Raw genomic sequence first — 21,743 nt, 5'->3', positions numbered from 1 at the left:
TTTTACCGCATGAAGGACAACACACCGGACGCCGTGGAGGCGGAAACCGTCGCCGAGTTATTCGTGCGTCATCCACTCTGGGAGGACGCGCTGGCGCTGCTGTTCGGCACCGCGATGGTGGCCCTGGGCATCACCTTCTACAGCCACGCCGGCTTGCTCACCGGTGGCATGGTCGGCTTGGCCTTTCTGCTCAAGTACCTGGCCGGTTGGCCGTTCGGCCTGGTGTTCTTCGTGCTCAACCTGCCGTTCTATCTGCTGGGGATATGGCGCATGGGGTGGAGCTTCACCCTGCGCACAGGCTGCGCCGTGGCCCTGGTTTCGCTGCTCGCCGAGCTGACCCCGCACTGGGTCTCCTTCACCCGGTTGAACCCGCTCTATGCCGCCCTGTTCGGCGGTTTCGCCATGGGTCTGGGTCTGCTCATGCTGTTTCGCCACCGGGCCAGCCTGGGTGGGGTGAACATCCTCGCCCTGTACCTGCAGGAGCGCTTCGGTCTGCGCGCCGGCGCGGTGCAGATGGGCATCGACGCGATTATCGTGCTGGCTTCTTTGTTCGTCATTGCGCCGGACAAGGTCGCGCTGTCGATTCTGGGGGCGGTGGCGTTGAACATGGTGCTGGCGATCAACCACCGCGCCGGGCGCTATATGGGCGTGAGCTGAGCGGGTCGACGCGTTGACCGCTCGTCCAGGGCGTAAACCACCGGCGCGCAGGCGCTTCTAGACGCTCACGTCGAGTTCCTCGAGGTGGGCGCAGGCAGTTCGATCAGCTCGGCGTCGATCCGGCCATTGTCGATGCGCAGCAGCGCCAGTGAGATCGGCAGCTTGAAACGGCGGGGTCCGGCACTGCCGGGGTTGATATAGAGCACACCGTGCTTCAGCAGTTGCAGCGGTTTATGCGAGTGGCCGGTGACCACCACATCGATGCCGGCGGGCAGTTGCTCGGGCACGTTCGCCCGCGCATGGACGACATAAATACCGATACCACCGATCCGCAGCACCGCCTCGGCCGGAATGGCGCTGGTCCAGGCATCGCCCTCGTCGTTGTTGCCACGCACCACGGTCAGTGGCGCCAGCTCACGCAGGGCATCGAGGATTTCCGGCTTACCGATATCGCCGGCATGGATGATGTGTGCGCAGCCCTGTAACGCCGCGAGCGCTTGTGGACGCAGCAGGCCGTGGGTGTCGGAGATCAAGCCGATGCGCATGCGGGTTCCTTCTTGCGGCAGAAGTCTTGGTCATAATAAAAAAACCCGGCAGTTACGCCGGGCTTTTTTTGTTTCGGTTGGGCGCTTACGGCACCAGCTTGTCGAGCATCGCCTTGTCGCGTACCGCGCCTTTGTCGGCACTGGTGGCCAGCAGGGCGTAGGCCTTCAGCGCGGTGGTCACCTTGCGTGGGCGGACTTCCACGGGCTTCCAGCCTTTCTTGTCCTGCTCATGACGACGGTGCGCCAGTTCCTCGTCGCTCAGCAGCAGGTTGATGCTGCGGTTATGGATGTCGATCAGCACCTTGTCGCCTTCGCGCACCAGGCCGATGGCGCCGCCCGCTGCGGCTTCCGGCGAGGCGTGGCCGATGGACAGGCCCGAGGTGCCGCCGGAGAAACGCCCGTCGGTGAGCAGGGCGCAGGCTTTGCCCAGGCCCTTGGATTTCAGGTAGCTGGTGGGGTAGAGCATTTCTTGCATGCCCGGGCCGCCTTTCGGGCCTTCGTAACGGATGATCACGATGTCGCCGGCTTTCACTTCGTCGGCGAGGATGCCACGCACGGCGCTGTCCTGGCTTTCGAAGATCTTGGCACTGCCTTCGAAGACGTGGATCGACTCGTCGACGCCGGCGGTTTTCACCACGCAGCCGTCGCGGGCGATGTTGCCGTAGAGCACGGCCAGGCCGCCTTCTTGCGAGTAGGCGTGCTCGACGCTACGGATGCAGCCGTTTTCACGGTCGTCATCCACGGTTTCCCAGCGGGTCGACTGGCTGAACGCGGTCTGGGTCGGGATGCCTGCCGGGCCGGCCTTGAAGAAGGTGTGCACGGCCTCGTCGTCGGTCTGGGTGATGTCCCACTTGGCGATGGCCTCGCTCATGGTCTTGCTGTGCACGGTCGGCAGTTCGGTGTGCAACAGGCCGCCACGGGCCAGTGAGCCGAGGATGCTGAAGATGCCGCCGGCGCGGTGCACGTCTTCCATGTGGTACTTCTGGATATTCGGCGCCACCTTGCACAGCTGCGGCACTTGGCGCGACAGGCGGTCGATGTCGCGCAGGTCGAAGTCGATCTCGGCTTCCTGGGCGGCGGCGAGCAGGTGCAGGATGGTGTTGGTCGAGCCACCCATGGCGATGTCCAGGCTCATGGCGTTTTCGAACGCCTTGAAGCTGGCGATATTGCGCGGCAGGGCCGATTCGTCGCCGTCCTGGTAATAGCGCTTGCACAGCTCGACCACGGTGCGCCCGGCCTGCAGGAACAACTGCTCGCGGTCGCTGTGGGTGGCCAGGGTCGAGCCGTTGCCCGGCAGGGCCAGGCCGAGGGCTTCCATCAGGCAGTTCATCGAGTTGGCGGTGAACATGCCGGAGCAACTGCCGCAGGTCGGGCAGGCGCTGCGCTCGTATTCGGCGACTTTCTCGTCGGAGGCGCTGTCGTCGGCGGCGATGACCATGGCGTCGACCAGGTCCAGGCCGTGGCTGGCCAGTTTGGTCTTGCCGGCTTCCATCGGCCCGCCGGAGACGAAGATCACCGGGATGTTCAGGCGCAGGGCGGCCATCAGCATGCCGGGGGTGATCTTGTCGCAGTTGGAGATGCAGACGATGGCGTCGGCGCAGTGGGCGTTGACCATGTATTCGACGGAGTCGGCGATGATCTCGCGGCTCGGCAGCGAATAGAGCATGCCGTCGTGGCCCATGGCGATGCCGTCATCGACGGCGATGGTGTTGAATTCCTTGGCCACGCCGCCGTGCTTTTCGATCTCGCGGGCGACCAGTTGGCCGAGGTCCTTCAGGTGCACGTGACCGGGCACGAACTGGGTGAAGGAGTTGGCGATGGCGATGATCGGCTTCTTGAAGTCTTCGTCCTTCATCCCGGTGGCGCGCCACAGGGCGCGGGCGCCGGCCATGTTGCGGCCGTGGGTGGAGGTCTTCGAACGGTAATCGGGCATTGCGGCGTTCCTGCAGGCTATTCAGGTAATGGTCATAGGGTGAGCGCGCAAGGCGCCGTAGGCAAACGGAAAATCACCGTTGCGTGCGGACATGGCAGAGGAACGCCGCGGGATCGCCGCGGGCCCGGCCGGGGCTCACTGGCCCGCCTGAGGGTGTGGCAGGGGAGTGGCGATTCTAATCCTAGGTGTGGACAACACGAAAGGCCGCGGGCCGAATGGTCGTCGCGGGTGCGAATTGCTGGAGCAATGCGCAACGCGGTAGCGGCGCCTGGATTAGACTACGCGCCTGCACAACCCCGCCTGCAAGGATGACCGGCATGAGCGCCTCACCCACCCGTTCCCTGTTCTTTTACCTGGCCATCGGCCTGTGCCAGGGCCTGCTGTTCTGGTGGGGCCTGAGCCTGGGCGACTCGCCGCGCTGGCTGGCCAGCCTGGCTTGCGGGCTGATTACCCTGAGCCTGGTCGGCGGCCTGGGCCTGCAACTGCTCGGCGAGCAGAGCCGTGAGCGCGGTGCCCTGGCCCTGCTGCTTGGGCTCGCGCTGTTGATGGCAGTCATCAGTGGCTGGGTGTTCTGGCAGGCCAGGCCGCTCGGCGACGAGGGTCCCGATGATGGCCAGTTGCTGTTCAGCTGGAGCCTCGGTGCGCAGGTGCTGGGCTATATCGCCATCGCCTTCATCCTCAGCTGGGCGACCCGCGAGCAAGGGCGCCTGCGCTACGAGGATCTGTTCCGTCATGCCTGGAACAACGCCTTCATCCTGCTCCTGGCGTTCCTGCTGGTGGGCCTGTTCTGCCTGCTGTTGGGGCTTTGGGCCGGCCTGTTCGCCATGCTTGGCATCGACCTGTTTGGCGAGCTGTTCACCTCGTCGGGCTTCATGGCCATCAGCTCGCTGCTGGTGTTCGCCGTCGGCGTGCGCATGGGCTGTGAAAGCGAGCGGGTGATCGGCCTGCTGCGCGGCATTCTGCTGACCCTGTGCCGCTTCCTCCTGCCGCTGAGTGCGCTGATCGCCGTGCTGTTCACCCTGGCGCTGCCGTTCACCGGCTTGCAGGCGATCTGGAGTACCGGGCATTCGACGGCGATCCTGCTGTGCCTGATTTTCATCAACCTGCTGTTGCTCAATGGAGTGTTCCAGGACGGCAGCGCGGCGCCCGGGTATCCACGTTTGCTGCGCCACCTGGTGGAAGCCAGCGTGTTGTGCATGCTGGTGCTGGCGGCGCTTGCCGGTTACTCGACCTACCTGCGCCTTGCCCAGTACGGGGTCACGCCGCAGCGCTTCTATGCCGCCCTGCTGGTGCTGGTGGCGCTGCTGCATGGGCTGGCCCTGCTGTGGGCGTTGCGCCCGCGGCAGGCCGTCTGGCTGGGCAGCCTGCGCCGCAGCAATCCGCCGCTGGCGCTGCTGGTCTGCGTGTTGCTGGTGCTGGCGCACAGCCCCTGGCTGAATGCGCTGGATGTCAGCGCGCGCAGCCAGGTGCAGCGGCTGCTGGCAGGCCAGGTCAGTGCGCAAGATTTCGAGGTGGCCTATCTGCGCCATGAGCTGGGGCGCCCCGGCGTGCAGCAGTTCGATGGGTTGAAGGCGCGTCTGCAGGCTGGCGAGCTGCTCGAGGCATCGGCTCGCGCTGCGCTATTGGCACGTATGGATGAGCTGGTCGAGCAGGGGGCTTATGGCGCAGCCGCGTTCGATCCGCAGGCCATGCCGGAGCAGACCCTGGACTGGATCGGACCGGCCGAGGACGAGGCACAGCGGGTGGTGGATGAGCAGACGCTGAAGGATGAGTGCGACCATGCCGGCTGCCTGCTGTGGGCCGTGGACATGGATGCCGATGGGCGCAACGAGGTGTTGCTGCTGCCGACCAAACACTATGGCAGCGAGCTGTTTTTCTTCGCCCGCAACGAGCGCGATGAGTGGCAGGTGGCTGGCAGCTTCGAGCAGGCCTATTCCAGCGAAGACCTGATCGAGGCGGCGCGCCAAGGCAGCGTGACGCTGGTCAAGCCGCGCTACCAGAGCCTGCAGGTTGGCGGGGCACTCTACGTGCCGCTGCCGCCGGACGAATAATGAGCCGGGCCGGCGCCCCGTGAGGCGCCGGCAGGGGCTTAGCTGTTGGGCAGCAGGCGGCAGGTCATGCTTTTGATGTAGCGGGTTTCGGCAATGGCCATGTGCACCGGGTGGTCCGGGCCCTGGCCGCCGCGTTCGAGCATCATGATGTTGCGGTCGAGGTGGCGGGCGCTTTGCAGCAGGATGTTCTGCAGGTGCTCTTCTTCCAGGTGCATGGAGCACGAGGCGCTGACCAGAATGCCGTCCTTGCTGAGCAGGCGCATGGCCATTTCGTTGAGGCGGCGGTAGCCGGCTTCGCCGTTCTTCACGTCTTTTTTGCGTTTGATGAAGGCGGGCGGGTCGGCGACGACCACGTCGAAGCGTTCTTCGGCGGCCTTCAGCTCCTTGAGCGCGGCGAACACGTCACCTTCGATGCAGGCCACCCGCTCGGACAGGCCGTTGAGGGTGGCATTGCGCTCGACACCATCGAGGGCGAAGCCGGAGGCGTCGACACAGACCACTTCGCTGGCGCCGAATGCGGCGGCCTGTACGCCCCAGCCGCCGATATAGCTGAACAGGTCGAGCACGCGCTTGCCTTTGACGTAGGGCGCCAGGCGTGCGCGGTTCATGCGGTGGTCATAGAACCAGCCGGTCTTTTGCCCTTCGATCACCGGAGCTTCGAACTTGACCCCGTTCTCTTCCAGGGCGACCCACTCCGGCACCACGCCGAACGGGGTTTCGACATAACGCGGCAGGCCTTCGGCATCGCGGGCGGCGGAGTCGTTCTTGAACACTACGCCGCTTGGTTGCAGCACCTGAACCAGGGCGGCGAGCACGTCGTCCTTGTGGCGCTCCATGGTCGGCGAGCTGATCTGTACCACCAGAATGTCGAAGAAACGATCGACCACCAGACCCGGCAGCAGGTCGGAGTCGCCGTACACCAGGCGGTAGCAGGGCTGCTCGAACAGGCGCTCGCGCAGCGATAAGGCGACATTGATGCGGTGCACCAGCAGCGATTTATCCAGCACATGCTTGGTGTCACGCGACAGCAGGCGCGCGCAGATCAGGTTGTTCGGGCTCATGGCGACGATGCCGACCGGCTTGCCGCCAGCCGCTTCGAGGATGGCCTGGTCGCCGGCCTGGAAGCTGGTCAGCGGGCTGGCGACGACATCGATTTCGTTGCTGTAGACCCACAGGTGTCCGGCGCGCAGGCGGCGATCGGCATTGGCTTTGAGGCGCAGGCTGGGCAGGGACATGGGGTCGCTCTCCGGAAAAAGAGCGGGATTATAGCCCAGGCGACGCCTCAGCTGGTTGCGCACGCGTGCAGCGGGTTAATGTGGAATGGTCGGCATTTGGCTAGACTGTGGCGGTTTTCAGCTACCAGCAGTTGTCGCCGCCATGGCTAACGAGTTATCCGCCGAACAGATTCAGAAGGTCCTGCAGGGCATCAGCGTGCCGCCGCAGCCGCAGATCATGGTCGACCTGCAGATGGAACAGGTCATGCCCAACCCCGATCTGAAGACCATCGCCAAGCTGATCAGCCAGGACCCCGGCCTGTCCGGCGCGTTGCTGAAAATCGTCAATTCGCCCTATTTCGGCCTGGCCAACAAGGTCAGCTCGATCCAGCGGGCGGTCAACCTGCTGGGCAGCCGCTCGGTGATCAACATGATCAACGCGCTGTCGATCAGGGGTGAGATGAGTGACGAGACCATCGTCACCCTCAACCGCTTCTGGGACACCGCCCAGGATGTGGCGATGACCTGCCTGACCCTGGCCAAGCGCATCGGCTGCGAGGCGGTGGACGAGGCCTACACCCTCGGGCTGTTCCACAACTGCGGCATCCCGCTGATGCTCAAGCGCTTTCCCAATTACATGACGGTGCTGGAAGAGTCCTATGCCAGCGCCAGCGCCGAATTGCGCGTGGTTGATACCGAGAACCGCCTGCTCAACACCAACCATGCGGTGGTCGGCTACTTCACCGCCAAGTCCTGGAACCTGCCGCTGCACCTGTGCGAGGCGATCGCCAATCACCACAACGCCTTGGCGATCTTCAGCGATGACTCGGCGCGCGATGCGCAACTGAAGAACCTGCTGGCGATCCTCAAGATGGCCGAGCACATCTGCTCCAGCTACCGGGTGCTCGGGCAGCAGAGCGAGGACCATGAGTGGCAGAGCATCCAGCGCTTGGTGCTGGAGTACGTCGAACTGTCCGAATACGACTTCGAAACCCTCAAGGAAACCATTCGCGACCTCGGCGCGGGCTAGCGCCTGCTGACTTTCCCGCGCCGGCTTGGCGGCTGAAACCGGCCACGTCTGCCGTGTTATCGCCGGCCCGCTCTTCTGCTACTGTGACGGCCCCTGTTCGAAGCCCGGTCCGTCATGCCCGAACTCCCCGAAGTCGAAACCACCCGCCGCGGTATCGCGCCGTATCTCGAAGGTCAGCGCGTCAGCCGGGTGATCGTGCGTGAGCGTCGCTTGCGCTGGCCAATCCCCGAAGACCTCGATGTGCGCCTGTCCGGGCAGCGCATCGAGTGCGTCGAGCGGCGCGCCAAGTACCTGTTGATCAAGGCCGAGGCCGGCACCTTGATCAGCCACCTGGGTATGTCCGGCAGCCTGCGCCTGGTGCCCGAGGACACGCCGGTGGCCAAGCACGAGCATGTGGATATCGTGCTCGAATCCGGGTTGGCGCTGCGTTACACCGATCCGCGGCGCTTCGGTGCGCTGCTCTGGAGCAGCGACCCGCTCAACCACGAACTGTTGCTGCGCCTGGGCCCGGAGCCATTGACCGAGTTGTTCGACGGCGAGCGGTTGTATCAGCGCTCGCGCGGCAAAAGCATGGCGGTCAAACCCTTCATCATGGATAACGCGGTGGTGGTCGGGGTTGGCAACATCTACGCCAGCGAGGCGCTGTTCGCTGCCGGTATCGACCCGCGCCGCGAGGCTGGCTCGATCTCGCGGGCGCGCTACCAGACGCTGGCGCAGGAAATCAAACGCATCCTCGCCCACGCCATCGAGCGTGGCGGCACCACCCTGCGGGATTTCGTCGGCGGCGATGGCCAGCCGGGTTATTTCCAGCAGGAGCTGTTCGTCTACGGGCGCGGCGGCGAGTTCTGCAAAACCTGCGGCAGCACCTTGCGCGAGATCCGTCTGGGCCAGCGCGCCAGCGTTTACTGTCCGCGCTGCCAGCGCTGAGGATGAGTCCGCTCGGCAGGCACCCCTAACAATAAGAAAGCCAGAGGTATGGATGTCCGGGAATTACCTGCCGCCCAGTCGTTCGGCTGAGGGCATTGGGCGTTTGCTGCTGCGGCTGATGGGCTGGCGCATCGCGGGTGAGCTGCCGCAGTTGGATAAGTTCGTGCTGATCGGGGCGCACCACACCTCCAACTGGGACTTCGTGATCTTTATCGCGCTGAAGTTCGTCCTGCGCCTGAATGCCCGCTGGTTCGGCAAGCACACGATCTTCCGTTGGCCTTTCGGCGGATTGATGCGCGCCTGGGGCGGCCTGCCGATCCAGCGCGAGCGCCAGTCCAATACTGTCGAACAGGCGGTTCAGGCGTTTCGCCAGAACCCGCAGTTCATACTGGTGCTGTCGCCGGAAGGCACGCGCAAGAAGGTCGAACGCTGGAAAATGGGCTTCTACCATATCGCCTGTGGCGCCGGCGTACCCATAGTGCTGGCGGCGCTGGACTACCCGAACAAGCGGGTGGTGATCGGCCCGTTGTTCTGGCCGAGTGGCGATGAGCAAGCCGACCTCACGCTGATCTTGGCTTTCTACCGGCCTTTTCCGCCGAAAAAGCCGCACTACGCGTTCTACGGCGATTGACGGCCGTCACGCTGACAATTCCCCGAGCGCTGTTATAGTTAGCCACACCGTACCCTGAATCGTTGAAGGATCGCACCCATGAACCTGTTTCGCTCAACCGCTGTTGTCTTGGCGCTGACCACTGGCCTTCTGGCGCTGCCGGCACAGGCGGAGGTGGTGCAGCAGAATGCCAGTGGTGACCCTGTGTATAGCGTAGAAGCCCCGCCGGCCTATTCGATGATCGGCGATCTGGTGGTTGCCCGCCCATTGCTGATCGCCGCCACGGTGATTGGTGCCGCGGTATTTGTCGTCAGCCTGCCGTTCACCGCGCTGGGCGGCAACGTCGGCGAAGCCGGCAAGGCGCTGGTCGTCGATCCGGGCAAAGAAGCCTTCGTGCGCTGCCTGGGCTGCACCACCAGCGGCTACAAACAGAACTGAGTTCGGGCTGACGCTGAAAAGCCGGTCAATCGACCGGCTTTTTTGTGTCTGACTTGGGCGAGAACAGTGCAGCCTGGCCTATCCCGCGCGGATCGCTGGCAGCCTCGACGCTGGCGCTGTGCTTGTCCCACAGCAGCACCTGCTGGTTGCCGTAGCGCCGTTCCAGTGCTTTGAGCTGATGGCCGCGGGCTTGCAGGGCGGCGATTTCGGCCGGGGTGAACGCTGCGGGTTCGTACTCGATCTGGTCTGGCAGGTATTGATGGTGATAGCGCGGCACCGCCGGCCAGCTCGCCAGCGCCTGGCCATCGAGGTATTCGAGGATCGACAGCAGCACCATGCTGGGGATGCGGCTGCCGCCGGGGGTGCCGAACGTGGCGAATTGCCCGGGGCTTTCGATAAAGGTCGGGCTCATGCTCGACAGCGGGCGTTTGCCGGCGGCGATGGCGTTCGCCTGGCTGGCGCTCAGGCCGTAGGCGTTGGCGCCCTGCAGGTTGGCGGCGAAGTCGTCCATTTCGTCGTTGAGCAGCACGCCGGTGCCCGGCACGGTGAAGGCGGCACCAAACGGCAGGTTGACCGAAAGCGTGGCCGCCACGGCATTGCCGGCGCTGTCGAGGACTGCGAAGTGGGTGGTGTGATCGCCTTCGCGCCACGCCGGAGCGGGCGGCAGGCTGCTGCTGGGCGTGGCGCGCAACGGCTCGATGCTGTGCGCCAGTTGCTGCAGATAATGGCTGTCGAGCAGCTTGGCGGTAGGGTTGGCGATAAAGTCCGGGTCGCCGAGCAGGCTGCGGTCGCGATAGGCGCGGCGCAGCACTTCCACCACATAGTGGCTGCGCTGCAGCTTATCGGCTTGGCGCCAGGGTAGCTGTTGCAGCATCGCCAGGCTTTGCGCCAGGGCGATGCCGCCGGCGGAGGGAGGCGGCGCGCTGATCAATTCACGGCCTTCGGCCAGCGGGTAGCGCAAGGGTGCGCGTTCCACCACCCGGTACTGCGCGAGGTCGGCGAGGCTCCAGATGCCGCCGGCCGCTTTCACGCCGTTGACCAGTTTCTGCGCCGTTTCGCCGCCATAGAAGCCGGCCTTGCCATCGCGACCCAGGCGTTCCAGGGTGGCAGCCAGTTCCGGTTGGCGCAGCAGGCTCAGTTCTTCGGGGACTGCGCCCTTATCGTCGAGGAAGACCCGCGCGCTTTCCGGGTCGTCGCGCAGGGCCGCCAGGCGCCAGGTGGCGCGCTCGCGGTAGACGCGGTCGATGGAGACGCCGTCGCGCGCCAGACGGATCGCCGGCGCCAGGGAGTCGATCAGGGGCAGGCGGCCGAATCGCTGGGCCAGCTCCACCAGGGCGGCGGGTAAACCAGGGATGGCCGCCGCCAGGCTGCCATCCAGTGACAGGCCTGGTTGCACCTGGCCGTCGCGGCGGTACATCTCGGCGTGGGCCGCCAGCGGTGCCCGTTCGCGGGCATCGAGAAAGCGATAAGTCGGCTGTGCGCCGGCTTCGCGCAGCAGAAAGAAGCCACCGCCGCCGAGCCCCGAACCATAGGGCTCGACCACGGCGAGGGCGGCGCTGACCGCCACGGCGGCATCGAAGGCGTTACCGCCCGCCGCCAGGGTTTCCAGCCCGGCCACGGTGGCGGCGGGATGGGCGCTGGCGATGGCGGCTTGTTTGGGGGTTGGCGCGGCCTGGGCGAGCAGGGCACAGACCAGCAACAGGGCGCCGAACAGCGCTCTGGCAGGCAGGCTGCCGCGGATCAGGCGGCGCACGGGCTCAGGCTTTGCCGGTGAGGATCAGGTATTTCTGCATCAGCTCGTCTTTGCTTTCGACATGGGCTTCGTCGAGCGGGATGCAGTCGACCGGGCAGACCTGCTGGCATTGCGGCTCGTTGTAGTGGCCGACGCACTCGGTGCACAGGTTGGGGTCGATGACGTAGATCTCTTCGCCCTGCGAGATGGCGCCGTTCGGGCACTCAGGTTCGCAGACGTCGCAGTTGATGCAGTCGTCGGTGATGATCAGGGACATGGGACAACTCCTGCCGTGGCGCTGGCCACGACATTGGGAAACTATGCGGTGAATTGTGCCGCATTGGCGCCCGCAGTGCACGCGGGCGCCTTACCGCCGGGCTCAGCGTTTGAAGCGTTCGTTCAGGGCCGCGGCCACCGCCGGGTGGACGAACTTGGTGATGTCACCGCCCAGTGCCGCGATTTCACGCACCAGCGTGGAGGAAATGAACGAGTATTTCTCCGACGGCGTGAGGAACAGGCTTTCCACGTCCGGCACCAGTTGCCGGTTCATGTTGGCCAGTTGGAATTCGTACTCGAAGTCGGAGACGGCGCGCAGGCCACGCAGGAAGACATTGGCATTCTGCTCCTTGGCGAAGTGCGCGAGCAGGGTGGAAAAGCCCACGACCTCGACGTTCGGCAGATGTTTGGTGACCTCACGGGCCAGCTCGACGCGTTGTTCCAGGGGGAACAGCGGGTTTTTCTTCGGGCTGGCGGCTACGGCGATGACCACTTGATCGAACAGCCGTGAGGCGCGCTCGACGAGATCGCCATGGCCCTTGGTGATGGGGTCAAAGGTACCTGGGTACAACACTCGATTCATCGTGACGTCCTGGCGGAGTCCGTAGGGGATTCGGATGGTAGCGCAGCAGGAGCTTGGCGGCCAAGCCGGGGCGATGGCTTAAGGCTTGGCGTGGGCGATGAAATACAGGCGTAGGGTGGATTCAGCGCAGCAATCCACCAATGCCAGCGCAGGCTGCAACTCGGGTGCCGATGGCGGGTTACGCCGCTACGCGGCTAACCCGCCCTACGCTTTGCCGAGCCGCTCGGCCAGCCGCATAGCCAGTTGCGCAGTCAGGCCGTAGACCGACAGCTGCGGGTTGGCACCGATGCTGGTGGGGAACAGCGAGCCGTCGTGGATCGACAGGTTGCGCAGCTGGTGATGGCGGCCGAGGCTGTCGGTGACGGCTTGTTGCGGGTCTTCGCCCATGGCGCAGCCGCCCATCACATGGGCGCTGCCCAGGCGGGTGCGGTACAGCTCCAGGCTCAGGCCGTCGATCAGGGCGCGGGCTTCTTTCAGGGTCTTCACGTAGTCGGCATCGGCGTGCAGTGGCAGCACGCTTTTCGCCCCGGCGGCGAACTGCACTTCGGCCATGGTGTGGAAGGCCCGGCGTACGCCATCCCAGGTGTAGTCGGTCATCCGGTAGTCGAGCACCGGCGTGTCGTCGCTGCGCAGCTCCACTGTGCCTTCGGCGCTGTCCGGGTGGAAACCGTCGCGCAGCAACGCGAGCATGGCGTTGGTGTGCGGCAACTGCTCCATGCGCAGGGCGTTGTCGACGCCGAAGCGACCAAGCAGAGTGGCGGTCAGCGCCGGCTGCAAGGGCGGCACTTCCAGCTTGTAGGACATGCGCCCGGTGGTGCCGTGGTCCCACTGGAAGTGGTCGGAGTAGATCGATTGCGGCGCGCCGTAGAAGGGGTTGATCACCTGTTCGAACTGCGCCGCGGAGAAATTCACCAGGTGCAGGAAGGTGCGCTTGCCGGCGCGCTGATGGGGGTCCGGTGCTTTGGAGCGCAGCAGAATCGCCGGGGTGTTGATGCCGCCGCCCGCCAGGACGTAATGCTTGGCCTTGACGGTGATCTTGCGGCCGTTCGGCGCCACGCTGCGCTCGTCCATGCCCACGCATTCGATGCCGCTGACCTGGTCGCCATCCAGCAGCAGGCGTTCGGCGCGCGCCAGGTAGAGCAGCTCGCCGCCTTTCTCCAGCGTCGCCGGAATGGTGGTGACCAGCATCGATTGCTTGGCGTTGGTCGGGCAGCCCATGCCGCAGTAGCCGAGGTTCCAGCAGCCGCGCACGTTGCGTGGGATGACTTTCCACTCGTAGCCGAGCTTTTCGCAGCCGTTGCGGATCACATCGTTGTTGGGGTTCGGCGGGATCGCCCAGGGTGTGACGCCCAGGCGTTGCTCCATGCGCTCGAACCAGGGCGCCATCTCGGCCGGGCTATGGCCTTTGACGCCATGTTCCTTGGCCCAGTGCTCCAGGGTCGGGTCAGGCGTGCGGAAGCTCGAGGTCCAATTGATCAGCGTGGTGCCGCCGACGGCGCGGCCTTGCATGATGGTGATGGCGCCGTCCTTGCTCATCCGCCCGATACCTTCCTGGTAGAGGCTGGCGTAGGCCTCGTCTTCGAGCATCTTGAAGTCGCTGCTGGTTTTCAGTGGGCCTTCCTCGATCAGCAGCACCTTGAACCCGGCGGCGCTGAGGATTTCCGCCGTGGTGCCGCCACCGGCGCCGGTGCCGACGATGGCGACATCCGCTTCGAGGGTCAGGTCGTGGTCCAGGCGCGAGCCGTTGTAGGTTTTCCAACCGTGGGCCAGGCCCTCTTTGAAGCTATCTGGTACAGGCATTTAAGGCAGCTCTCAGGCGAATTCTTATTAGGGGCGTGGCGTGGGTCAAACCGTGGGTGGCCCTGGGTAGCCGCAGTGCGCCCAGGACTCGGCGCGGCTGTACCAGCTCATCATCACCAGTTGCAGCAGCGAGGTATGGCCCATTTTCAGCAGGCCGAGGGAGCTGTTCTGCCAGCGCGCGAGGAAGTTGCGCACGTCATCCGCCGAGGCGTTTTCCCAACTGCCCCAGACCCCGGTCAACGGCCCGCGGGTGATCGGCAAAGCGAGCACGTCGAAGAGTTGCACGGTGAGCTTGAGCATTTCCGGCGACAGGTGGTTGAGGCTGTAGTCGAGGCTCTGCAAGGTGCCCTCGATGGCCTTCGGCATCTGCGCCGGGGCGACGGCGCCTTCGAGCATCACCGGGATTAGCGCCTGCAGGAATGGCAGGTCAGTCGTGCGCAGTACCGCCAGCCCAGCCTGCGGCGTGCTCGTCGAGCAGCCGCTGAGCGTGGCGGCCAGACCCGCGGTGGCGAGGAAGGCCGAGCCGAACAGGCCGACCTTGAGCAGGCTGCGCCGCGACAGGCCGGCGGGTTCAATAGTGGTGTCGGTCATTTTTATTATCACCCGTGCAAGCTTTCGTAGGAGCGGGTTAGCGCACGAACAGCTTGAGAACCAGCTTCTGCAGCGCCTTGCCATAGGGTGGGTAGATCACCCTGGAGGCGTTGAAGCGCTGCTTGATGAATACGCCCTTGGCCTTGCTGAAGGTCAGGAAGCCTTCGTGGCCGTGGTAGTGGCCCATGCCGGATGGGCCGATGCCGCCAAACGGCATGTCGTCCTGGGCCACATGCAGCAAGGTGTCGTTCAGGCACACGCCGCCGGCATGGGTTTCGTGCAGCACGCGTTGCTGCTCGCCCTTGTTGTAGCCGAAATAGTAGAGCGCCAGCGGCCGGGGACGGTCGTTGATGTAGGCGAAGGCCTCCTCGATGCGTTCGTACGGCACGATCGGCAGCAGCGGCCCGAAGATTTCGTCCTGCATGACCTTCATCTCGTCGTTGACGTTCAGCAGCACGGTCTGCGGCATGCGCCGACCCTGGCCTTCGGCGAACAGGGGGAGCAGGGTGGCGCCTTTGCTTTCGGCGTCTTTCAGGTAGCTCTGCAGGCGCTGCAACTGGCGCTCGTTGATGATCGCGGTGTAGTCCGGGTTGTCTTTCAGGGTCGGGTAGAAACCCTGTACCGCCTGGCGATAGGCGGCGACGAAGCCGTCGACGCGGTCTTTTGGCACCAGCACATAGTCTGGCGCCACGCAGGTCTGCCCGGCATTCATGGTCTTGCCGAAAGCGATGCGTTCGGCGGCGTCGTTCAGCGGTACGTCAGCCGAGACGATCGCCGGTGATTTGCCGCCCAGTTCCAGGGTTATCGGCGTCAGGTTTTCCGCGGCGGCGCGCATCACATGCTTGCCGATGCTGGTGGCGCCGGTGAACAACAGGTGATCGAAGGGCAGCTTGGAGAAGGCCATGCCCACCTCCGCTTCGCCCAGCACCACGCTGACCAGGTCTTCCGGGAAGATCCGCGCCAGCAGCTCCTTGACCAATTGCGAGGTGGCCGGGGTCGACTCGCTCATCTTGATCATCACTCGGTTGCCGGCCGCGAGGGCGCCGACCAGCGGGCCGACGGCGAGAAACAAGGGGTAGTTCCACGGCACGATGACGCCGACCACGCCCAGTGGCTGGTACACCACCTTGGCGCTGGCCGGCTGGAAGGCCAGGCCGACCGCGCGGCGCGAGGGCTTCATCCACTTCTTGATGCGTTTGGTGGCGTAATGGATGCCGTGCACGCTGGGCATGATTTCGGCCAGCAAGGTCTCCTCGGCGGCACGGTTGCTGAAATCCTGGGAAATCGCCTTGACCAGCGCATCCTGCTCGTTCAGCAACAGTTCGCACAGGGCCTTCAGCCACTGGATGCGCTGGCCCGCCTCGGGCATCGGGTTGGCGCGAAAGGCCGCGCGCTGGCGGCTGAGCAGCTCGTCCAGTTGCGAGATCTGTTGCTGGCTGTGCTGCAGGTAAGCGATATCGGCGACCATGGTGCGACTCCTTGGCGATCCAGCGGGGGAAGCCCGACCGCCAGCAATAAGGCGGTTTGTGGCTTCACGGAAAGTGCGTGCTGGATTTTTAGAGCAATTACTCTAATGTGTCAAATAGGATGCCGTGGCAGCGTGTCGGGTGCAGCCCAACGAAAAGTCAGTATGCGTTCGTCCGCGTGGTATTGGGTAACACTGCGCAGGCTTGGCCCTGTACCTTTGGCACCGCACGGCGATCTACCCGTATCCAACCCAGAGCAGCTTTATGGCCGTACCGATCAAAACCCGCGAACGCATCATCCAGGCCAGCCTGGAGCTGTTCAACGCCCAGGGCGAGCGCAACGTGACGACCAATCACATTGCCGCGCACCTGGGTATTTCGCCGGGCAATCTGTATTACTACTTCCGCAACAAGCAGGCGATCATCGCCGAGCTGTTCAACCAGTATGAGCGGCGGGTCGATACCTTTTTGCGCCGTCCCCAGGGTCGCGCCATGACGGTGGCGGACAAGACCTTCTACCTGGAAGCGCTGCTGGCGGCCATGTGGTACTACCGCTTCCTGCATCGCGACCTCGAACACCTGCTGGAATCCGATACCGAACTGGCGGCGCAGTACCGGCTGTTCTCCCAGCGCTGTCTGAGCCACGCCCAGGGCATCTATCAAGGCTTCGTCGAGGCCGGGATTCTGCTGATGGACCACCAGCAGATCGAGGCGCTGAGCCTCAACAGCTGGATCATCATGACCTCCTGGGTGCGTTTTCTCTGCACGACACGCGGCGATCCCGGCGACCTCAGCGAAGAGCTGCTGCGCCGCGGTATCTATCAGGTGCTGGCGCTGGAAGGTGGGCATATCGCGCCGCTGGCCCAGGATGCAGTGCAGACGCTGTATCAGAAATTCTATGTGCCTATGGAGCAGGTGATTGCTCGACGCTCTACGGAGCCGGAGCAATAGTGGGCATGTGCAAAACGTCGCGCCAAGGCAGCAGATAGGGTTTCGATAAAAGCTTGGCGCCATGCTAGTGTCGTTCACGCTCTACACACTCTGCCCAAAGGTCGCCTCTCGCAGCCTGGATACCCCGCGCATGCTCACCAATTCTCCCCGCGTAGCCGTTTTTGGCACTGCCGAATCTGCAGCCTTGGCGTCGGAAGTCGACCACTACCGTGATCTGTCCAGCCTGCTTGCAGTCGCCAGCTACGATGTCGTGCTGCTGGACCTGCCGGCCGCCGCTGCGGGGCAGGCGCTGCGCAGCCTGCGCATGGTCGATGGTTACCGTTTCAGCCTGATCTACAACTGTCGGGACGGCGATGGCTGGTGCGAGGCCCTGGGTGACGGCAAGCCTCCGCCTGAGTTGGGTGCGCTGGCACCGCTCTGGCGTCTGTGGAAAGAACGTTTTGCCCTGTTCAACCGGGGTGCGGCCCCCGAACGCTTCGAAACCCGCGTGCTGGCCTGGTTGTGGTTGCGCTCGCGTGGCGATGTGCATGCGCTGCGCGATCCCGAAGTGCCGCAGCATTATCGCTACCCGCTGCTGGAGGTGCTGGCCGGCACCGAGGCGGTCAATGCTTTCGTCTGGCTGCAATTGATGACCCAGCAGGGCTGGCTGGAAGAGGGGGTGTTGATCGATCGGTTGCGCCTGTGTTCGGGCTGCGGTTCGGGGCGTTTGAACTATGTCGATGTGTGCCCGGAATGCAGCGCCCTGGACATTTCCCGCCAGCCTTCGCTGCACTGTTTCACCTGTGGTCATGTGGGCCCGCAGGACAACTTTCTTAAAGACGGCTTATTGCTCTGCCCCAACTGCCTGAGCCGTTTACGGCACATTGGCAGCGACTACGATCGGCCCTTGGAAAACTACCGTTGCCGCGGCTGCCAGGCCTTTTTTGTCGATGCCGAGGTCGAGGTACGCTGCCTGGACTGCAACCAGGTGCACACGCCGGACAAATTGCGCGTACGCGAGGTGCGCCATTTTCGCCTGGCGGAGGCCGGCCGGCTGCGCTGCCGCCAGGGCTTTGGCAAAGAGGCTGATGAAGTCGATCATTTTGGCCGGCTCAACCTGCTGGGGGCGAAGCACTTTCGCGAGATGCTCAACTGGCAGATTCAGCTCGTGCGCCGCTATGGCGCGCCGGAGTTTTCGCTGTTGGGCCTGCGCTTCGTCAACCTGGCCGAGGCGCTGGCCAAGCTCGGCGAGTTGCGCGGCCATGCGCTAGTGGACAGCCTGGTCGAGCGCCTGCAGGAAGCCGTGCGCGAAACGGATCGCTGCACCCGCAGCAGTGAGGAATACCTCTGGTTGCTGCTGCCGCACACCGGCGCTTCTGGCCTGGGCAGTCTGCGTCAGCGCCTGGCGAAGGTGGCCGAGTTGTTCCGCGCAGTCGAGGTGCGCGATATCGAGTTGCGGATGGTCGGGTTTACCGCGCCCCAGGATTTGCTCAAACAGGAAGATGCCGAGCTGTTGCTCGCGCGGCTGGCCGGGGAAATGGTTTGAGACGGATATGAACGGGTTTTTCCAGCAATGGCAGGGCATGCTTGCGGGGCTGGCCGGCCCGGACGGTATCAGCCAGCTGTTCCTGCAGCTGTTCCCTTACTTCATGCTGTTCGAATTGCCGCTCAATGTCCTGGTCCTGCTGGGCGTGCTGCGCTGGTTCACGCGCCGGCGCAGTAGCACGCCGCAACAGAGCCTCTACCAGCCGCAGGTGACGTGCATCATCACCTGCTACAGCGAGGGCCTGGACGTGCAGAAGACCCTGCTGAGCCTGTGCGAACAGACCTACCCGGGGCATATCGAAATGATCCCGGTGGTCGATGGCGCCACCGCCAACCAAACGACCCTGCGCGCCGTGCGCGACTTTCAGCTGAATGCCGAGCTGTACCCGCGCCGGCATTTGCGGCCCATCGCCAAATGGCAGCGCGGCGGCCGGGTGTCCTCGCTGAACGCCGGCCTGGCACATGCCAGCGGTGAGATCGTCATGGCCCTGGATGGCGACACCTCGTTCGACAACAACATGGTCAGCGCCATGGTCCGGCACTTCGCCGACCCGGATGTACCGGCGGTGGCCGGGAGCCTGCGCGTGCGCAATGCCTGGAGTTCGCTGACCACGGCGGTGCAGGCGCTGGAGTACCTGCTGTCGATCCATATGTCCAAGATCGGCCTCAGCGAATGGAATGTCGTCAATAACGTCTCCGGTGCCTTCGGTGCCTTCCGCCGCAGTTTCATCGAGCGCATCGGCGGTTGGGATACCCACACCGCCGAAGACCTGGATATCACCCTGCGGATCAAGAGCTATTTCGGTCGTCGGGCGCTGCGCATTCCCTTCGAGCCGGAGGCCATCGGCCATACCGACGCGCCGGCGTCCTTCCGGCAGTTCCTGATGCAGCGCCTGCGCTGGGATGGCGACTTGTTTTTCCTCTATATCCGCAAGCACAGCCACAGCATCACCCCGCGCCTGCTGGGCTGGCCGAATTTCCTGATGACCCTGGTCAGCGGCTTTTTCTTCCAGTTGGTACTGCCCTTCATCATCCTCGGTTACAGCCTGATGGCCTTGTTCCTGTTGCCCGGGACGACCTTGCTGGTGCTGTCCACGATGGTTTACCTGTTCTATTTCCTGATGACCCTGCTGCTCTATGTGGCCATGCTGGTGATGGTTTCCGAGCGTCCGCGACAGGATTTGCGCCTGGCCATCCTGCTGCCGATTTTCCCCCTGTTCATGCTGGTCATGCGCTGTTGGAGTGCGGTGGCGATGCTCAACGAGGCTTTGCGCCGTGGTCACGAGGAAAGCAGCATGGCGCCCTGGTGGGTACTGAAAAAGGCCACGAGGTTCTGATGCCGCGCCTGACGCTGTGTTGCCTGCTATTGCTCAGCCTGCCGCTGTACGCGGCCCCCCTGCCACTGGCGGAGCTGCTTGCCAATCAAGTGGAAGACCCGGCGGTACGGGCTGCCGAAGCCGAGGGGCAGGCCCTGGGCGCCGAGCGCGAACTGCGACAGGCTCAAGGCGGCTGGCAGGTTTTCGCCGGCGTCAGTGCGGGGCATTACCGCGAGTTGGTGACCGAGGATCTGCGCGACGAGTACGATGGCCGCGACCTGACGCTGGGGTTGCGCCACCCGCTGCTCGGCAGCCTCAAGCGCCAGGCCGACGCGGTTCAAGCCAGCCAGCACGAACAACAGCGGCAACAACTGCGTGTGGCCTTGCGCCGGGCCGAACAACGCCTGGCATTGCGCAGCGCCTATGCCGACTGGTGGCGGGCGCAACAGGAAGCTGCCTGGTGCGCGCCCATGGCGGCCGCGACCGAGACGGCTGTAGAGCGCATTGAACAGCGCCTGAAAAGCGGCTGGTTGTTGGCCTCCGAGGCGCACTTGCAGCGCAGCCGCTGGCAGGAGCTGGGGCGCCGTTGTGCCGAGCTGGTGCGGTTCACTGAAGAAACCCAGGTCAGCCTGGCCCAGTTTGCAGGCGTCGCCGTGCCGGATGCGGCCCAGGCGGTTGCCGAGCCATTGGCGGATCGTCCGCAGGCGCAAGCCGAGTGGTTGGCCCTGCTGGAACGCCACCCACGGCTGGCTGAGCGGCAGGACCAGCTGAGCCAGGCCGAGCAGGCACGGCAAAGCCCGTGGTACGGCGCTGTCGAGTCGGATTTCAGCCTGGCGCAGAGCGTTGAGGATCGCGGCGGGGCGGCCAGCCCCGGCAATGGCCTGGTGGCCAGCCTGAACTTCTCGGCGCCGCTCGATCTGCTCGGCTACGACCAGGCCCGTCGCCGCGCGGGCGAAGCCCGCTACCAGGCGGCCGAGCAACAATTGTTGGCCGAGCGGCGCAACCTCGGGCTGGAGCTGGGGCGGGCGTTGCGTGCCCACAGCGCGGCATTGAGCACCTTGGCCCTGCGGCGTGAGCAACTGGCTGCCGCCGAGCTGGCCCTGCGCGAGCGCCGCGCTCGGGCACCGCTGGAGCGTGAAGACGGCGTGCTGCGGGAGCTGGACGCCGAACGCGAGTATTATCTGAACGGCTTCGCCCTGATCGCGGCCTGGCATGCGACCTGGCTGCGCGAGGCGGCGCTGCGCCTGTTCGGCGATGACGATGCGGCCTTTGCCGCGCTGCTTGGCCAGAGCCGGCAGACCTTTGCCGCGCCGGGAGAACCGAGGACTAGTCGCAGCGAGGCGCGCTGGAGCCAGGCGAGCTATGTCTGGGACAGCCGCGCCCTGCTCGATCCGGTGCGCCAGGCCGGCGAGTTGCAACGTTTGCACCGGGCCGGCATGCAGGGCATCTATGTCGGGCTGGATGCCGCGCAGGTGCGCAACCTGTCGAGCACCCGCCCGGCGTTGCAGCAACTGCTGACGGCCGCCCGGCGCCAAGGCCTGAGCGTTGGTTTGCTGCTGGGCGACCCGGCCTGGATTCAGCCGGCCGGGCGCGCGGGGCTGCTGACGTTGATCGCCAGCCTGCGCGACCTGCCGTTCGCCAGCCTGCACCTGGACCTGGAAGTCGAGCAGCTCGGCTGGCCGGTTCCCGATACGCGGTTGCAGGATTGGCTGGACACTCTGCAGGCGGCCGCCGCGGCGAGTCCCTGGCCGCTGGCGCTGTCCAGCCATCCGCGTTGGTTTGTCGCCGCCGCCGCTGGGCAGACCTGCGTGCCTTGCGCCTTGCCCGGGATCGGCGTGCAGCGCGTCAGCCTGATGATTTACACCCGCAACACCACGCGCAGCAGCGAGTTGACCCGCGAGATCGCCCAGCGTTGGCCGGCCCTGCAGTTCCGTCTGGCGCAGAGCCTCGAGCCCGAGCTGCCAGCCAGCGAAAGCTGGGCCGGCAGCCCTCTGGGCGTTCTGCGGCAACAGCTCGAACGCTGGCGCGAGGCGTTGCAACCCTTGGGCGTGACCGGCATCGACTGGCAGGCCTGGAAAGACTTTCCGCACTGATGGACG

19 protein-coding genes are annotated in these 21,743 nt (G+C 64.9%); 10 read left to right on the top strand and 9 right to left on the bottom strand.

Annotation, left to right across the window (positions count from 1 at the left end; genetic code table 11):
- Positions 1 to 9: 9 nt before the first annotated feature.
- Positions 10 to 657, top strand: a complete 648-nt coding sequence (locus AC3IYG_RS21245; RefSeq protein WP_489311450.1) for a YitT family protein — start codon at positions 10 to 12, stop codon at positions 655 to 657.
- Positions 658 to 722: 65 nt separating this feature from the next.
- Here the strand turns inward: AC3IYG_RS21245 and AC3IYG_RS21240 are convergent, their stop codons facing one another.
- Positions 723 to 1,202 carry a metallophosphoesterase family protein gene (locus AC3IYG_RS21240; RefSeq protein ID WP_489311449.1) on the bottom strand — a complete coding sequence of 160 codons (480 nt, stop codon included), beginning with the start codon at positions 1,200 to 1,202 and terminating at the stop codon, positions 723 to 725.
- Positions 1,203 to 1,287: 85 nt separating this feature from the next.
- Positions 1,288 to 3,135, bottom strand: a complete 1,848-nt coding sequence (gene ilvD / locus AC3IYG_RS21235) for a dihydroxy-acid dehydratase (protein WP_489311448.1) — start codon at positions 3,133 to 3,135, stop codon at positions 1,288 to 1,290.
- Positions 3,136 to 3,452: 317 nt separating this feature from the next.
- Here ilvD and AC3IYG_RS21230 point away from each other — a divergent pair, with 317 nt between their 5' ends.
- Positions 3,453 to 5,186, top strand: coding sequence for a DUF4153 domain-containing protein (locus tag AC3IYG_RS21230; RefSeq protein WP_489311447.1), 1,734 nt, complete (start codon positions 3,453 to 3,455; stop codon positions 5,184 to 5,186).
- A 38-nt stretch (positions 5,187 to 5,224) separates the two neighbouring features.
- On the opposite strand, the gene AC3IYG_RS21225 is transcribed toward AC3IYG_RS21230, so the two are convergent.
- Complete coding sequence (locus AC3IYG_RS21225; protein WP_489311446.1) at positions 5,225 to 6,421, bottom strand: class I SAM-dependent rRNA methyltransferase; 1,197 nt, start codon at positions 6,419 to 6,421, stop codon at positions 5,225 to 5,227.
- Positions 6,422 to 6,617: 196 nt separating this feature from the next.
- Here AC3IYG_RS21225 and AC3IYG_RS21220 point away from each other — a divergent pair, with 196 nt between their 5' ends.
- The 4 genes from AC3IYG_RS21220 to AC3IYG_RS21205 all read left to right on the top strand — a co-directional run bounded on the left by AC3IYG_RS21220 (position 6,618) and on the right by AC3IYG_RS21205 (position 9,405).
- Entirely contained in the window at positions 6,618 to 7,430 is an 813-nt protein-coding gene (locus AC3IYG_RS21220; RefSeq protein ID WP_489313977.1) for an HDOD domain-containing protein, read from the top strand.
- A 114-nt stretch (positions 7,431 to 7,544) separates the two neighbouring features.
- On the top strand, positions 7,545 to 8,357 hold the full coding sequence (gene mutM / locus AC3IYG_RS21215) for a bifunctional DNA-formamidopyrimidine glycosylase/DNA-(apurinic or apyrimidinic site) lyase (protein ID WP_489311445.1): 813 nt from the start codon (positions 7,545 to 7,547) through the stop codon (positions 8,355 to 8,357).
- 52 nt (positions 8,358 to 8,409) lie between these two features.
- On the top strand, positions 8,410 to 8,988 hold the full coding sequence (locus AC3IYG_RS21210; RefSeq protein WP_489311444.1) for a lysophospholipid acyltransferase family protein: 579 nt from the start codon (positions 8,410 to 8,412) through the stop codon (positions 8,986 to 8,988).
- 78 nt (positions 8,989 to 9,066) lie between these two features.
- Entirely contained in the window at positions 9,067 to 9,405 is a 339-nt protein-coding gene (locus AC3IYG_RS21205) for a multidrug transporter (protein ID WP_489311443.1), read from the top strand.
- Positions 9,406 to 9,430: 25 nt separating this feature from the next.
- On the opposite strand, the gene ggt is transcribed toward AC3IYG_RS21205, so the two are convergent.
- From ggt to AC3IYG_RS21175, 6 genes are all read right to left on the bottom strand, one after another.
- Positions 9,431 to 11,158: a gamma-glutamyltransferase gene (ggt, locus tag AC3IYG_RS21200; protein ID WP_489311442.1), complete on the bottom strand. Its 1,728-nt coding sequence runs from the start codon at positions 11,156 to 11,158 to the stop codon at positions 9,431 to 9,433.
- Between the two features lie 4 nt (positions 11,159 to 11,162).
- A complete protein-coding gene (locus AC3IYG_RS21195; RefSeq protein WP_119952829.1) occupies positions 11,163 to 11,414 on the bottom strand; it encodes a YfhL family 4Fe-4S dicluster ferredoxin in 252 nt (83 codons plus the stop codon).
- 102 nt (positions 11,415 to 11,516) lie between these two features.
- Positions 11,517 to 11,996, bottom strand: coding sequence for a pantetheine-phosphate adenylyltransferase (gene coaD / locus AC3IYG_RS21190; protein ID WP_489311441.1), 480 nt, complete (start codon positions 11,994 to 11,996; stop codon positions 11,517 to 11,519).
- Between the two features lie 204 nt (positions 11,997 to 12,200).
- Complete coding sequence (locus AC3IYG_RS21185; protein WP_489311440.1) at positions 12,201 to 13,796, bottom strand: GMC family oxidoreductase; 1,596 nt, start codon at positions 13,794 to 13,796, stop codon at positions 12,201 to 12,203.
- A 45-nt stretch (positions 13,797 to 13,841) separates the two neighbouring features.
- Positions 13,842 to 14,387: a twin-arginine translocation pathway signal protein gene (locus tag AC3IYG_RS21180; RefSeq protein WP_489311439.1), complete on the bottom strand. Its 546-nt coding sequence runs from the start codon at positions 14,385 to 14,387 to the stop codon at positions 13,842 to 13,844.
- 37 nt (positions 14,388 to 14,424) lie between these two features.
- On the bottom strand, positions 14,425 to 15,855 hold the full coding sequence (locus AC3IYG_RS21175) for a coniferyl aldehyde dehydrogenase (RefSeq protein ID WP_489311438.1): 1,431 nt from the start codon (positions 15,853 to 15,855) through the stop codon (positions 14,425 to 14,427).
- A 262-nt stretch (positions 15,856 to 16,117) separates the two neighbouring features.
- Here AC3IYG_RS21175 and AC3IYG_RS21170 point away from each other — a divergent pair, with 262 nt between their 5' ends.
- The 4 genes from AC3IYG_RS21170 to AC3IYG_RS21155 all read left to right on the top strand — a co-directional run bounded on the left by AC3IYG_RS21170 (position 16,118) and on the right by AC3IYG_RS21155 (position 21,737).
- A complete protein-coding gene (locus tag AC3IYG_RS21170; RefSeq protein ID WP_489311437.1) occupies positions 16,118 to 16,804 on the top strand; it encodes a TetR/AcrR family transcriptional regulator in 687 nt (228 codons plus the stop codon).
- A 130-nt stretch (positions 16,805 to 16,934) separates the two neighbouring features.
- Entirely contained in the window at positions 16,935 to 18,329 is a 1,395-nt protein-coding gene (locus tag AC3IYG_RS21165) for a TackOD1 domain-containing metal-binding protein (protein WP_489311436.1), read from the top strand.
- A gap of 7 nt (positions 18,330 to 18,336) precedes the next feature.
- Entirely contained in the window at positions 18,337 to 19,665 is a 1,329-nt protein-coding gene (locus AC3IYG_RS21160) for a glycosyltransferase family 2 protein (protein WP_489311435.1), read from the top strand.
- Complete coding sequence (locus AC3IYG_RS21155; protein WP_489311434.1) at positions 19,665 to 21,737, top strand: TolC family protein; 2,073 nt, start codon at positions 19,665 to 19,667, stop codon at positions 21,735 to 21,737. Before AC3IYG_RS21160 ends, AC3IYG_RS21155 begins: the two co-directional genes overlap by 1 nt.
- Positions 21,738 to 21,743: the final 6 nt, after the last annotated feature.

The organism is Pseudomonas sp. KH_027, assembly GCF_057838565.1.
The sequence above is the reverse complement of the archived record's forward strand: the minus strand, read 5'-3'. Positions and strand labels throughout refer to the sequence as shown.

Excerpts from the sequence above, each read along its gene's own strand:
- AC3IYG_RS21205 (WP_489311443.1), top strand. The coding sequence starts at position 9,067 with ATGAACCTGTTTCGCTCAACCGCTGTTGTCTTGGCGCTGACCACTGGC.
- mutM (WP_489311445.1), top strand. The coding sequence starts at position 7,545 with ATGCCCGAACTCCCCGAAGTCGAAACCACCCGCCGCGGTATCGCGCCG.
- AC3IYG_RS21170 (WP_489311437.1), top strand. The coding sequence starts at position 16,118 with ATGGCCGTACCGATCAAAACCCGCGAACGCATCATCCAGGCCAGCCTG.
- coaD (WP_489311441.1), bottom strand. The coding sequence starts at position 11,996 with ATGAATCGAGTGTTGTACCCAGGTACCTTTGACCCCATCACCAAGGGC.
- AC3IYG_RS21160 (WP_489311435.1), top strand. The coding sequence starts at position 18,337 with ATGAACGGGTTTTTCCAGCAATGGCAGGGCATGCTTGCGGGGCTGGCC.
- AC3IYG_RS21185 (WP_489311440.1), bottom strand. The coding sequence starts at position 13,796 with ATGCCTGTACCAGATAGCTTCAAAGAGGGCCTGGCCCACGGTTGGAAA.
- AC3IYG_RS21195 (WP_119952829.1), bottom strand. The coding sequence starts at position 11,414 with ATGTCCCTGATCATCACCGACGACTGCATCAACTGCGACGTCTGCGAA.
- AC3IYG_RS21210 (WP_489311444.1), top strand. The coding sequence starts at position 8,410 with ATGTCCGGGAATTACCTGCCGCCCAGTCGTTCGGCTGAGGGCATTGGG.
- AC3IYG_RS21180 (WP_489311439.1), bottom strand. The coding sequence starts at position 14,387 with ATGACCGACACCACTATTGAACCCGCCGGCCTGTCGCGGCGCAGCCTG.
- AC3IYG_RS21230 (WP_489311447.1), top strand. The coding sequence starts at position 3,453 with ATGAGCGCCTCACCCACCCGTTCCCTGTTCTTTTACCTGGCCATCGGC.
- AC3IYG_RS21245 (WP_489311450.1), top strand. The coding sequence starts at position 10 with ATGAAGGACAACACACCGGACGCCGTGGAGGCGGAAACCGTCGCCGAG.
- AC3IYG_RS21155 (WP_489311434.1), top strand. The coding sequence starts at position 19,665 with ATGCCGCGCCTGACGCTGTGTTGCCTGCTATTGCTCAGCCTGCCGCTG.
- AC3IYG_RS21240 (WP_489311449.1), bottom strand. The coding sequence starts at position 1,202 with ATGCGCATCGGCTTGATCTCCGACACCCACGGCCTGCTGCGTCCACAA.
- ilvD (WP_489311448.1), bottom strand. The coding sequence starts at position 3,135 with ATGCCCGATTACCGTTCGAAGACCTCCACCCACGGCCGCAACATGGCC.
- AC3IYG_RS21225 (WP_489311446.1), bottom strand. The coding sequence starts at position 6,421 with ATGTCCCTGCCCAGCCTGCGCCTCAAAGCCAATGCCGATCGCCGCCTG.
- AC3IYG_RS21175 (WP_489311438.1), bottom strand. The coding sequence starts at position 15,855 with ATGGTCGCCGATATCGCTTACCTGCAGCACAGCCAGCAACAGATCTCG.
- AC3IYG_RS21165 (WP_489311436.1), top strand. The coding sequence starts at position 16,935 with ATGCTCACCAATTCTCCCCGCGTAGCCGTTTTTGGCACTGCCGAATCT.